Source organism: Sphingosinicella sp. BN140058 (assembly GCF_004135585.1).
In the GTDB taxonomy this organism is placed as follows: domain Bacteria; phylum Pseudomonadota; class Alphaproteobacteria; order Sphingomonadales; family Sphingomonadaceae; genus Allosphingosinicella.
In genome coordinates this window covers 1,186,362-1,198,795 of the sequence record NZ_CP035501.1, presented here as the reverse complement: position 1 = coordinate 1,198,795, position 12,434 = coordinate 1,186,362, and the positions used below count along the sequence as shown (strand labels likewise).

The window sequence follows — 12,434 nt, the reverse complement described above, 5'->3', positions numbered from 1 at the left end:
GCAGCCCGTCAGGCCGCTGCGCGAAGCGCGGCGGCCTTGCGGGCGCGGTGGCGGATCGTATCGGGATCGGCGGGACCCGCCGGCACCAGCCAACTGCCGCCCACGCAGGCGACCGCGTTAAGGGCCAGCCAGTCGGGCGCGGTCTCGAGGGTAATCCCGCCGGTCGGGCAGAAGCGCACGCCGCCGAACACGGCCGAGAAGCCCTTCAGCGCCGGGATACCCCCGGAGCTCATCGCCGGAAAGAATTTGAGACGGGTGAAGCCGAAGTCGAGCGCCCGCATGATGTCGCCGGCGGTGGCGACACCCGGCAGCAGCGGCACCGGCGAATCCTGAACGGCGCGGCCGAGCGTCTTGGTGAGGCCCGGCGATACGATGAATTCCGAGCCGGCCTCGACCGCCTGATCGAACTGCTTCGGGTTGAGCACCGTGCCCGCGCCGACGATGGCGCCTTCGACCTCCTTCATCGCCCGGATCGCATCCAAAGCCGCCGGGGTCCGCATCGTCACTTCGAGTACCGGCAGGCCGCCGTCGACGAGCGCACGGGCGATCGGAAGCGCGTCCTCGACACGATCGATCACTAGCACCGGAATGACGGGTGCTGCGGCCATGATGCGGTCGATGTCGGACACTCTGGTGACTCCTTCTGGTTCAGGCGATCGGCGCCAGCCGCGCGCGTGGACCTTCCTGGCGCATGGCGGCGACCGCGCTTAGCACGGCTTCGCGGAACGTCGAGTCCCCGGCAAGCTCCGCCGGGAAGACCTGGTCGAGCGCGAGCAGCCGTTCTGCTGCATCTTCCCCCACGCCGACCTCGGCCAGCCGAGGGGCGAGCGGATCGACGATCGCCGCGCCGGCGCGGGCCTGGCGCTGGACGAACAGGATCCACGCGGCGATCGGCACCGCAAGCCGTTCGACGCTGCGGCCGGCCCTGCGCGCGTCCGCGATCGTGTCGAGCAGGCGATAGGGGAGCTTCTGCGAACCGTCCCAGGCGATCTGGGCGAGCTTGTGACCGATCGCCGGATTGCGGAAGCGACCCAGGATCTCGCCCGCATAGGACTGGAGGTCGAGCGGCGACGGCTCTAGCGAGGGAATGATGTCGGTGCGGATCAGCGCTTCGACGAAACCCGACAATTCTGCATCGGCCATCGCATCGGCGACGGTTTCGTGGCCGATCAGCAGGCCCAGATACGCGAGGCTCGAGTGGGCGCCGTTCAGGATGCGGAGCTTGGCCCGCTCCCAAGCACCGACATCCTCCGCCAGAACCACCCCGACCGACTCGAAATCGGGCAAACCCTCCGGCAGGACGTCTTCGATCACCCAAAAGGTATAGGCTTCGCGGCTGACCGGAACGGCGTCTTCATAGCCGATCTCCGCGGCGACCCGGGCGCGAAGGCGATCGTCCGTTGCAGGCGTAATCGAATCCACCATCGTGTCCGGGAATACCGCTTCCGCTTCGATCCAGCGGGCGAGGCTTGGATCCAGCCGCTCGGCATAAGCCAGCAATGCTGCGCGCAGCTTCTTCCCGTTCGACACCATGTTGTCGCAGCAGAGCGGCGTGAAGGCGGGCAGGCCCGCCTCACGGCGATCCTTGAAGCCGAGGAACAGCCAGCCGACGATGCTCACCGGATCTTCCGGCGCGGCAAGATCGTGAATGATGTCGGGATGCGCGAAATCGAGGATCCCGTCGCCGGCGAGGCAATAGCCCTTTTCGGTGACCGTGCTCGACACGATGCGCACGCCCGGATCACGCAGCAGAGCGCGCACGGCGCGGCTCTCCCCCGGGCCGAAGAAGCGGTTGTGCGCGCGCAAGGTCCGGAACTGCGTCTCCGCATCGAGGATCGCCAGCGTGTACCGTCCGTCCTGCGCCTTCAGCGCCGCGACCGTGCCGGGCGAACGCAGCGCCACCGCAGCGATGCCCCAGCGCGGATCGGCCGCAAGGATCGAGTCGATGTAAGCGGCCTGATGGGCGCGGTGAAACGCGCCTGGGCCGAAATGAACAATTCCAGTCTGCATGGTGTCGCCATAAGGCGCAGCCGTCACAGCGTCACGCCCCGTTTCCAGATCGCGATCTCGCGCTCTCCGTTGCGCTCGGCGGCCGTTTCCGCGCCACCTGCGATCGCGACGATGCGATCAAGAAGGGCGTCCGCGGCACGATCGACACCATTGGTCAGCACCTGTCCGGCATCGAAGTCGATCCAGCCGCGCTTGCGCTGGGCGAGATCCGAATTGGAGGCGATCTTCACGGTCGGCACCGGGAAGCCGAGCGGGGTGCCACGCCCGGTCGTGAACAGGATCACGGTCGCGCCGGCGGCGGCGAGGGCGGTCGACGACACCGCGTCGTTGCCAGGGGCTTCCAGCAGGGTGAGGCCCTTGCGACGGACACGCTCGCCATAGCGGAGGACATCTTCCAGAGCGCTGCGGCCGGCCTTCTGCACGGCGCCGAGCGATTTCTCCTCGAGCGTGGTGATGCCGCCGGCGATGTTGCCCGGCGACGGGTTCTCGGAGACCGGCTCGCCATGGGCGAGGAAGTAGCGCTTGAAGTCGTTGACCACGCCGACGATCGCATCGAAGACATGCTCGTCCCGGGCGCGCGCCATCAACAGCCGCTCGGCTCCGAAGATCTCGGGAATTTCGCTGAGGATCGCGGCGCCGCCGGCGCCGACCACGCGATCGGCCATCCGGCCGACCAGGGGGTTGGCGGTGAGGCCGGAGAAGCCGTCGGAGCCGCCGCACTTGAGGCCGAGCACGAGCTCGGACAGCGGCACCTCCTGCCGGGTCGACAATGCGGCGGTGGCGACCAGCGCGTCGACCAAAGCCAGCCCTTCCTCGATCTCGTCCTCGGCACTTTGCGCACGCAGGGTGCGGATGCGGCCGCGAAGCGGTTCCGGCACTTCCGCAAGCAGGCTGTCGAGCTGGTTCGATTCGCAACCAAGGCCGACCAGAAGGACGCCGCCCGCATTGGGATGGCAGGCGAGTGCGGCCAGGATTCTGCGGGTGGCGCCGAGATCGTCGCCGAGCTGGGAGCAGCCGAAGGGATGGGCGAAGGCATGGACGCCGTCGATCGTCGCAGCATGACGGGCATGGGCGATGGCAGCGATCTTCTCGGCGGTGCGGCCGACGCAGCCGACCGTCGGCAGGATCCAGATCTCGTTGCGGGTGCCGACGCGGCCGTCGGCGCGCCGATAGCCGAGGAAGGTCCTGGGAGCGCCGGGCGCCACCGGCTGTTCCCGGAACGGCGCGTAGGAATAGCCTTCGACGCCGGCTAGCTGGGTCGAGACATTGTGGTCGTGAACGTGGTCGCCGGCGCGAACGGGCGCACGCAGCGCACCGATGGGCCAGCCGAACTTGTGTACCTCCGCACCCGCGTCGAGATCGCGCAGCGCAAGCTTGTGCCCGAACGGGATCGCCTCGCGAACGTCGATGACCTCGCCTTCGACCTCCAGCCGTTCGCCAGGCGCGAGCGGGCGCAAGGCGGTCGCGACATCGTCCCGCGGGTCGAGACGCAGAAGGGCGCGGGTCTGCGCCGGCGTGGCAAGAAGGCTGGAGTGGCTCATTCGATTTGCGTCACCTGGAAACCGGTGTCACATATTCGCTCCCAAGCCCATGGGCAAGGTGCGGGCGCTTTTGGCCTTTTGGCTGGGGCCGAAGCTCCGCTAAGGATGAGAAAAGGGGAGGGCTCTTTGAGCAGCAAGACGGACGACACGCCATTCGGGCGGCGCGGCACGGGCAAGCCGACGATCAACGACGTCGCGCGCCTGTCGGGCGTGTCCAAGAAGACGGTCAGCCGGGTCATCAATCGCTCTCCCTTGCTCAACGACGAGACCCGCAAGCGCGTGCTCGAAGTGATCAGCGACCTCGGCTACGTGCCCAACCCGCAGGCCCGCGCTCTGGCATTGCGGACCAACTTCCTGATCGGGCTGATCCACGACAATCCCAACGCGCAGATGGTGCTGAATGTCCAGCAGGGCATATTGGAGGCGCTGCAGGGCACCGACTTCGAGATGATCGTCAGGCCGGTCGATCGCGGCTCGGCCGCGATGCTCGACGACGTCCGCCATTTTCTCGAGCGCCAGCGGCTCTACGGCGTCATCCTGTTGCCGCCGATCTCCGAAAATGACGCGCTCGCCAAATTGTGCGACGAAGTCGGTTGCCGCTACGTGCGAATGGGCTCGGCCGAGCTCGACGACCCCGATCACATGGTCGCGTCCAACGACCGCGAGGCGGTGCGCGCCGCCACCGCCTATCTGATCGAGCAGGGGCACAAGGCGATCGGGCTGATTGCCGGTCCGCACGGCTTCCGCTCCGCGACGGAGCGCCGGCAGGGCTTCGAGGATGCGCTCGCTCAGGCCAAGATCAAGCTGCCGCGAAGCCTGATCGCCGAGGGCAATTACACGTTCGCGTCCGGCCTCGCCGCGGCCGAGAAACTCCTGGATCTGTCGCCGCGGCCGACCGCGATCTTCGCCTCGAACGACGAGATGGGCGCTGCCGTCGTTCACGCCGCACGCCAGCGCGGCATCGACGTGCCGGGTCAGCTTTCGGTGATCGGCTTCGACGATACGCCGATCTCAGCCCATATATGGCCGCCGTTGACCACCGTGCGCTGGCCGATCGTCTCGATGGCGCGCTCGGCGGCGCTGAAATTGCTGGTGTCGGTGGGAGAGGCGGCGGACGATGTTTCGGAGCCGTCGATGTTCCTGTCGACGCTGGTGAAGCGGGCCTCGGTGGCGCCGCCGGGCAAGTAAGTTCCGGCGGACGCGGGGGAAGGAATGCAGGGCCACCCCCAACCCTCCACGAAGTCGTGGAGGGGAGAAGACGCTGATGTGTTCATTAAGTCGCGGCAGGCACCAACGGCACCGGCTTCGCTCCCCTCCACGCCTTCGTGAAGGGGCCGGGGGCGGCCCTTCTGCCTCTCTTGTCCGTGAGGCCTCTGCCGTTCGCGCGATGCTCTTCGGTTGAAGACAAAGTGCCTCCCCTTCCTCGACGGACTCGCATTCGCGCCTTCATCGCGTTACCAGCGACGGGCCCTTGCACTGCTTCCTGACACCGGTTACCGGAGGATCCAGGTGGCAGCGAGATCACCCCAAGCGTTTAGGAAAGCGATGCCCAGGCCCCTCACGCTCCATCCCGACCGGCTCTTTCCCGCCGATCCCGCGACCCGCGACGTCGCCCGTGCGCTCTATGCCGAGATCGCCGACCTGCCGATCGTCAGCCCGCACGGCCACACCGATCCCTCCTGGTTCGCCGGCAACGCGAACTGGACCAATCCAACCGAGCTTCTGCTCTCGCCCGACCATTATCTCTATCGCATGCTCTACAGCCAGGGCGTGTCGCTGGAGGCGCTCGGCGTACCGAGCCGATCGGGCCCGTCTTCGGCCGATCCGCGCGAGGCATGGCGGCTGTTCGCATCGCATTATTACCTGTTCCGCGGCACGCCGTCGCGGGTCTGGCTCGACCATGTCTTCGCCGACGTGTTCGGCCTCGACGTCGCGCTCGAGCCATCGACCGCGGATTTCTATTACGATCATCTGAACGCCGCGCTGGCGACCCCAGGTTTCCGGCCGCGCGCCCTGTTCGAGCGGTTCAACATCGAACTGCTCGCGACCACTGAGGGGCCGCACGAGGATCTCGTCCACCATGCGGCGATCCGTCAGTCCGGATGGGCAGGCCGGGTGGTGACCACCTATCGCCCCGATGCGGTGATCGATCCCGAGCATGAGGAATTCGAGGTTGCGCTGAAGCGCTTCGCTGACCTGTCCGGAGAGGACGTGCTGAGCTGGACCGGCTATCTCGCCGCCCATCGTAAGCGCCGCGCCGATTTTCGCGCCGCCGGCGCCACCGCGACCGATCACGGCCATCCGACCGCCCGTACCGCCGATCTGCCCCAGGCCGAGAAGGAAACGTTGTTCGGCCGGATCGTCGGCGGCAGATGGTCGGCGGACGATGCCGAGCTGTTCCGCGCCCAGATGCTCACCGAAATGGCGGCGATGAGCATCGAGGACGGCATGGTGATGCAGATCCATCCGGGATCGTGCCGCAACCACAATCGCCGCCTGCACCAGACCCATGGCCGCGACAAGGGCGCCGACATCCCGACCAGGACCGATTACGTCCATGCCCTGAAGCCGTTGCTCGACCGCTTCGGCAACGAGACCCGGCTGTCGATCATCCTCTTCACCCTGGACGAGAGCGTCTATGCGCGCGAGCTCGCGCCGCTTGCCGGCCATTATCCGTGCCTCAAGCTGGGCCCGTCCTGGTGGTTCCACGACAGCCCCGAAGGCATGCGCCGCTTCCGCGAAATGACGACGGAGACGGCCGGTTTCTACAACACGGTCGGCTTCAACGACGACACCCGCGCCTTTCTGTCGATCCCGGCGCGCCACGACGTCGCCCGCCGGGTCGACTGCGCCTTCCTCGCCCGGCTGGTCGCGGAGCATCGCCTCCTCGACTGGGAAGCGGCCGAGCTCGCTCATGAGCTGACCTACGGTCTCGTCCGCCGCGCCTATCGGCTCGACCAGGTCCAGGCGGCGGCGGCGTGAGCGCCCAGTTCGACACCGTTTCGCCCGCCGCCGCGCGGGCCTGAATTCCACGTTTCAACGGAGATACTCATGTTCGACCGCACCTATTACGCCACCCACCCCGACATGATGGAGTGCGTGTCCAATGACGAGCTGCGTGACCGCTACCTGATCCCGGGCCTGTTCCGGGAAGGCGAGTGCGTGCTCAACTACACCCACGCCGACCGGTTCGTGATCGGCGGCGTGGCCGTCGGCACCGCCGACGTCACGCTGCCGGCGCAGACCGAGCCGGCCTCGGCCGCCGGCCACCCGTTCCTGGAGCGCCGCGAACTCGCCATCGTCAATGTCGGTAAGACGACCGGCACCGTCACCGTGGACGGCGAGGCGTTCGAACTCGGCAACAAGGATTGCCTGTACGTCACGATGGGCGCCAAGGACGTCGTCTTCTCGGGCCAGGGTGCGCGTTTCTACCTCGCTTCGTGCCCGGCGCATAAGGCGTTCCAGACCCGCAAGCTCGGCATTGCCGACGCCAATGCGCTGGAGCGCGGCAGCCTCGAGGAATCGAACGAGCGCACGATCTTCCAGCTCGTCATCCCCGGCGTCTGCGACAGCGCCCAGCTGGTGATGGGCCTGACCGTGCTGAAGCCGGGCTCCGTCTGGAACACGATGCCGCCGCACATTCACGAGCGCCGCAGCGAGATCTATTTCTACTTCGAGCTCGATGGCGAGAACGACCGGGTCATGCACTTCATGGGTGAGGGCGAGGCGATGCGGCACATCGTGCTCGCCAACGAGGAAGCGGTGATCAGCCCGCCCTGGTCGATCCACATGGGCGCCGGCACCAAGGCCTATGCCTTCATCTGGGCGATGGCCGGCGAGAACCAGGATTATACCGACATGAACGTCCTCGACATCTGCCAGCTGGCGTAAGCTCTCCACCAAGGCTCAACTTCCGTTCGGGCTGAGCCTGTCGAAGCCATCCCTTCCATGCTTCCCAAAAGAGTAAGGAAGGCCCTTCGACGGGCTCAGGGCGAACGGTGCAGGGAATCAAGCAGTGACCAATCCTTTCGATCTTACCGGGCGGGTCGCCGTCGTCACCGGTGCCAATACCGGCATCGGTCAGGGCATCGCGCTCGCGCTCGCGCAGGCCGGAGCCGACGTCGCGCTGGTCGGCCGCTCCAGCGCCGACGAGACGGCGGAGCTGGTTCGCGGTGCCGGCCGGCGCGCAATCCTGGTCAAGGCGGATCTCTCGACCACCGCGCCGGTGCAGGACGTCGTCGACCAGACCCTGGCCGAACTCGGCGGCCTCGACATCCTGGTCAACAATGCCGGGATCATCCGCCGCGCCGACGCCGTCGATTTCACCGAGGAGGACTGGGATGCGGTGATCGACACCAATTTGAAGTCGGTCTTCTTTCTCTGTCAGGCGGCCGGACGGCACATGATCGGCCAGGGCCGCGGCAAGATCATCAACATCGCCTCGATGCTGAGCTTCCAGGGCGGCATTCGCGTGCCGAGCTACACCGCGTCCAAATCGGGCGTTGCGGGCCTCACCAAATTGCTCGCCAACGAATGGGCGCCAAAGGGCATCAACGTCAACGCGATCGCGCCCGGCTATATCGCCACCAACAACACGGCGGCGCTGCAGGCGGACGAGAATCGCAACCGTCAGATCATGGAGCGGATTCCGGCGGCGCGCTGGGGCGACCCGTCCGATCTCGGCGGCGCGGCGGTGTTCCTTTCCTCCTCGGCGTCGGACTATGTTCAGGGCCATGTTCTCGCCGTCGACGGCGGCTGGCTGGCGCGATGAGCGGCGGCCGGGTCGTCTGCTTCGGCGAGATGCTGCTGCGGCTGAGCGCGCCCGGCCGCGAGCTGCTGCTGCAGAGCCCGAAGCTGGACGTGGTCATCGGCGGCGCCGAGGCCAATGTCGCGGTAGGCCTTGCCTCGCTTGGACACAGCGCCGCGATGGTAAGCCGGGTTCCCGACAATGCGCTTGGCGAGGCGGTGCGCGGCTATCTCCGGCGCTACGGGGTCGATGCCTCCGAGGTGACCACCGGTCCCGGCCGTCTCGGCCTCTATTTCCTGGCCCCCGGCGCGGGCCTGCGCGCATCCGAAATCGTCTACGACCGCGAGGCCAGCAGCTTCGCCATGTCGAGCGCGAGCGATTTCGACTGGGATCGGCTGCTTGACGGCGCTGCCTTGTTCCACATTTCCGGAATTACTCCGGCGCTTGGGCCCCAATCGGCCGAGATGGCGGTCGCGGCGGCCGAGGCTGCGGCCGCGCGCGGTGTGCCGATTTCGTTCGACGGCAATTACCGCGCGCAATTGTGGCAGCGCTGGCCAAGCGACCCGCGGACCATCCTGACCCGGCTGGTGAACAAGGCCGAGATCCTGTTCGGCAATCATCGCGACATCTCGCTGCTGCTCGGCGAGGAGTTCAGCGGCGAGGGTGCCGACCGGCGCCGCGAGGCGGCCGAAGCCGCGTTCGGGGCCTTTCCGAACCTGCGCCTGATCGCCTCCACCGCGCGTCACGTCGTCGACGCCGACACCCATCGCATCGCGGCGCGGATCGACGCCCGCGACGGCGCAGCGCAGACCGACGAAGTCGCGGTCTCCGGCATCGTCGACAGGATCGGCGGCGGCGACGCCTTTGCCGCCGGCGTGCTGCACGGCGTATTGACCGGCCGCGATCTTGACTGGACGGTACGCTCCGGGCTGGCGGTGACGGCGCTGAAGCACAGCCTGCCAGGCGATGCGAGCCTGTTCACCCCCCGCGACATCGAATCGTTCCTCGCCGGCGAGCTCGACGTTCGCCGCTGATCCACGGGAGTAAGCCATGATCGACCGACGCACGATGATCGGCGCCGGCGCGCTGCTCGGCGCCGCGGGCTTGCTGCCAGCCGCAGCGGGGGCCGCGGCCAAGGCGCCGGTGGTTACGACGCGCCAGGGGCGGCTGCGGGGACGGCTGGAGGGCGGGCTCGCCGTGTTCCGCGGCATACGATACGGTCGTGCCGAGCGCTTCAAGGCGCCGACCGCCGTGCCGCCGAGCCGCGACATCGTCGACGCGCTCGCCTTCGGCCCCTCGGCACCGCAGCGCGGCACGCGCTACGCGCCGGCGAGCGAGGATTGCCTGTTCCTCAACGTCTGGACTCCCGAAGCGAAGGCCGGCGGCAAGCGTCCGGTGCTCGTCTACATCCATGGCGGCGCCTATTCGTCGGGCAGCGTCGTCGATCCGCTCAACGACGGCCGTCATCTCGCCGCCCGCGGTGACGCGGTGGTGGTGACCGTCAACCACCGGCTGAATGCGCTCGGCTATCTGTATCTGGCGCGGCTCGATCCGAATTATCCGGACAGCGGCAATCTCGGCCAGCTCGATCTGATCCTCGCGCTGATCTGGATCCGCGACAATATCGCGGCCTTCGGCGGCGATCCCGGCCGCGTTCTGGTGTTCGGCCAATCCGGCGGCGGCGCCAAAATCGCGACGATGATGGGCATGCCGGCGGCGCGGGGCCTGTTCCACCGCGCGATCACGATGAGCGGTCAGCAGGTCACCGCGTCCGGCCCTCTCAACGCAACCGCGCGCGCGCGGGCCTATCTCGATGCGCTGAAGGCAACGCCCGCGGATCTGGCGGCGATGCCGCTCGAGCGGCTGATCGAAGGGCTGGGCGCGACCGATCCGATCCTCGGTGGCGGCGTCTATTTCGGGCCGGTGCTCGACATGAAGTGGCTCACCCGTCACCCGTTCTGGCCCGATGCCAATCCCCAGTCGAATGGGGTTCCGATGATGCTCGGCAATACGCGCGACGAGACGCGCGCCTTCATCGATCCGAAAGGGCCGAAGCTCGCCGGGCTCGACTGGTCGAACCTCGCTGAGCGAATGACGCCGGAGCTGCGCATGGACCTTCCGCCCGAATGGATCGTCGCCCAATACCGTGCCCGCTTCCCGGACTGGTCGCCGGAACGGGTGTTCTACGCCGCCACGACCGCCGGGCGCAGCTGGCCGGGCCAAGTCATCGAGGCGGACGTGCGCGCCGCCGCGGACACGCCGACCTGGGTCTATCAGGTCGACTATCAATCACCGGTCGAACCCTGGCGCGGCGCGCCGCATACGATCGACATCCCGCTCTCGTTCGGGACGCTGGACGCCGAAGGCTCGATCACCGGCACCGGGGCCGATGCGCGTGCGGTGAGCGAACGGATGATGGACGCCTTCCTGGCCTTCGCGCGTTCCGGCGATCCGAAGCACCCGGGTCTTGAGCAATGGCCACGTTATCGCCTTCCCGCGCGTTCGACGATGGTGTTCGACATCGCGACCCGCGCCATCGATGACCCCCGCAAATGGGAGCGCGAGCTATTCGCGCGGGTGCCCTACATCCAGCCCGGCACCTGACCGCCGGACGAAAGGCTTGACCTCTGTCTGCGCCGGGCTGATGTTACCGGTGTCAGAGCCCGCGAAGGTGCCTGGGAGAGGATCATGATCGCAACGCCCTCGCGCCGCGAGATTCTTCACTATGCCGGCGCTGGTACCGCCGCGGCGATGCTGCCCGCTGGGGCCTTTGCCGCCGCGACCGATCCATGGCGCCGAGCGCGCGACATCGCCGCGCGCGTGCGTCCGCCGACCTTCCGGTCGCGCACGTTCGACATCGTCCGGCACGGCGCCAGGGGAGACGGCCGGACGCTCTGCACCGCCGCGATCGCTTCGGCGATCGATGCCTGCGCCAAGGCGGGCGGTGGCCGCGTGCTGGTGCCGGCTGGACGTTTCCTGACCGGCGCGGTCCACCTGAGGTCGAACGTCGAGCTCCATCTCGCCGACGACGCGACGCTCGCCTTCAGCACCGACCCTGCCGATTACCCGATGGTGTTCACCCGCTGGGAGGGGATCGAGCTGATCAACTACTCGCCCTTCGTCTACGCGCATGGGCAGAGCAACATCGCGCTCACCGGCCGGGGCACGCTCGACGGGCAGGCCGACGCGCAGAATTGGTGGTCGTGGAAGGGAAAGTGGGGCGGCACGATCGATCACGGCTGGCGCGAGGGCATGCCGGACCAGCGCAAGGCGCGGGCGATCCTGTTCCAGATGGCCGAGAACGGTGTGCCGGTGGAGAAAAGGCGGTTCGGCGACGGTCATTACCTCCGGCCCGCTTTCGTGCAGCCTTATGCCTGCGAGAACGTGCTGATCGAGGGCGTGCGGCTGATCAACTCGCCCTTCTGGAACATCCATCCGGTGCTCTGTCGCAACATCGTTCTTCGCGGCGTCCGCGTTGAGGGGCACGGCCCCAACAATGACGGCTGCGATCCGGAATCGGTCGATCACATGCTGATCGAGGGCTGCACGTTCGACACGGGCGACGACTGCATCGCGGTCAATTCCGGCCGCAATGCCGACGGGCGCCGCCTCGCGACGCCCTCGCAGAACATCCTGATCCGCAACTGCCACATGAAGGAGGGGCATGGCGGCGTCGTCGTCGGCAGCCAGATTTCGGGTGCCGCGCGCTGGGTGTTCGCCGAGAAGTGCCGGATGGACAGTCCGGATCTCTGGTATGCGATCCGCTTCAAGAACAACGCGCTGCGGGGCGGGCTGCTCGAGAATTTCCATTATCGCGATCTCGATGTCGGCGAGGTCGGCCGCGCCGCGATCGCCTGCGACTTCAATTACGAGGAAGGCGCCGACGGCCCGTTCAAGCCGCAATTGCGCAACATCGTCGTCGAGCGGCTGCGCGCGCGCAAGGCGGTACGGGTGATCGACTCGCAGGGCCTTCCCGGCGCGCCCGTCGAGGGCATTACCCTGCGGGACTGCGCCTTCGACGGTGTGACGGAGAAAAGCATCGTTCGCCACACGAGCGGCCTTCGCCTGGAAAGGGTGCGGATCAACGGCCGGGCTGTCGACCGGCTGGAGACCGTCTGAGCGGGACGAGTGTTGCC

At 67.5% G+C, this 12,434-nt stretch carries 10 protein-coding genes; 7 read left to right on the top strand and 3 right to left on the bottom strand.

Features of this window, described 5'->3' with window-relative positions:
• Positions 1-8 precede the first annotated feature (8 nt).
• Genes eda through ETR14_RS05360 form a run of 3 tightly spaced genes read right to left on the bottom strand, consistent with a single transcriptional unit; the run spans position 9 to position 3,551 of the window.
• Positions 9-608, bottom strand: coding sequence for a bifunctional 4-hydroxy-2-oxoglutarate aldolase/2-dehydro-3-deoxy-phosphogluconate aldolase (gene eda / locus ETR14_RS05370; RefSeq protein ID WP_243455899.1), 600 nt, complete (start codon positions 606-608; stop codon positions 9-11).
• A 40-nt stretch (positions 609-648) separates the two neighbouring features.
• Positions 649-2,010, bottom strand: a complete 1,362-nt coding sequence (locus ETR14_RS05365; RefSeq protein WP_129383704.1) for a mannitol dehydrogenase family protein — start codon at positions 2,008-2,010, stop codon at positions 649-651.
• Positions 2,011-2,033: 23 nt separating this feature from the next.
• The gene (locus ETR14_RS05360; protein WP_129383703.1) at positions 2,034-3,551 is read right to left on the bottom strand and encodes a UxaA family hydrolase; all 1,518 of its coding nucleotides are present in this window, start codon (positions 3,549-3,551) and stop codon (positions 2,034-2,036) included.
• A 126-nt stretch (positions 3,552-3,677) separates the two neighbouring features.
• Between ETR14_RS05360 and ETR14_RS05355 the strand changes: the two genes are divergently transcribed.
• The 7 genes from ETR14_RS05355 (at position 3,678) to ETR14_RS05325 (ending at position 12,417) form a co-directional block, all read left to right on the top strand.
• Positions 3,678-4,739, top strand: a complete 1,062-nt coding sequence (locus tag ETR14_RS05355) for a LacI family DNA-binding transcriptional regulator (RefSeq protein WP_243455773.1) — start codon at positions 3,678-3,680, stop codon at positions 4,737-4,739.
• A gap of 357 nt (positions 4,740-5,096) precedes the next feature.
• Positions 5,097-6,533 (top strand): glucuronate isomerase, encoded by a 1,437-nt coding sequence (gene uxaC / locus ETR14_RS05350; protein ID WP_129383701.1) that lies wholly within the window; start codon positions 5,097-5,099, stop codon positions 6,531-6,533.
• A gap of 69 nt (positions 6,534-6,602) precedes the next feature.
• Positions 6,603-7,442 carry a 5-dehydro-4-deoxy-D-glucuronate isomerase gene (gene kduI / locus ETR14_RS05345; protein WP_129383700.1) on the top strand — a complete coding sequence of 280 codons (840 nt, stop codon included), beginning with the start codon at positions 6,603-6,605 and terminating at the stop codon, positions 7,440-7,442.
• Positions 7,443-7,566: 124 nt separating this feature from the next.
• Positions 7,567-8,322, top strand: a complete 756-nt coding sequence (gene kduD, locus ETR14_RS05340; RefSeq protein ID WP_129383699.1) for a 2-dehydro-3-deoxy-D-gluconate 5-dehydrogenase KduD — start codon at positions 7,567-7,569, stop codon at positions 8,320-8,322.
• The gene (locus ETR14_RS05335) at positions 8,319-9,332 is read left to right on the top strand and encodes a sugar kinase (RefSeq protein ID WP_129383698.1); all 1,014 of its coding nucleotides are present in this window, start codon (positions 8,319-8,321) and stop codon (positions 9,330-9,332) included. Before kduD ends, ETR14_RS05335 begins: the two co-directional genes overlap by 4 nt.
• A 16-nt stretch (positions 9,333-9,348) precedes the next feature.
• Positions 9,349-10,902, top strand: a complete 1,554-nt coding sequence (locus tag ETR14_RS05330) for a carboxylesterase/lipase family protein (RefSeq protein ID WP_129383697.1) — start codon at positions 9,349-9,351, stop codon at positions 10,900-10,902.
• Between the two features lie 84 nt (positions 10,903-10,986).
• A complete protein-coding gene (locus ETR14_RS05325) occupies positions 10,987-12,417 on the top strand; it encodes a glycoside hydrolase family 28 protein (protein WP_129383696.1) in 1,431 nt (476 codons plus the stop codon).
• Positions 12,418-12,434: the final 17 nt, after the last annotated feature.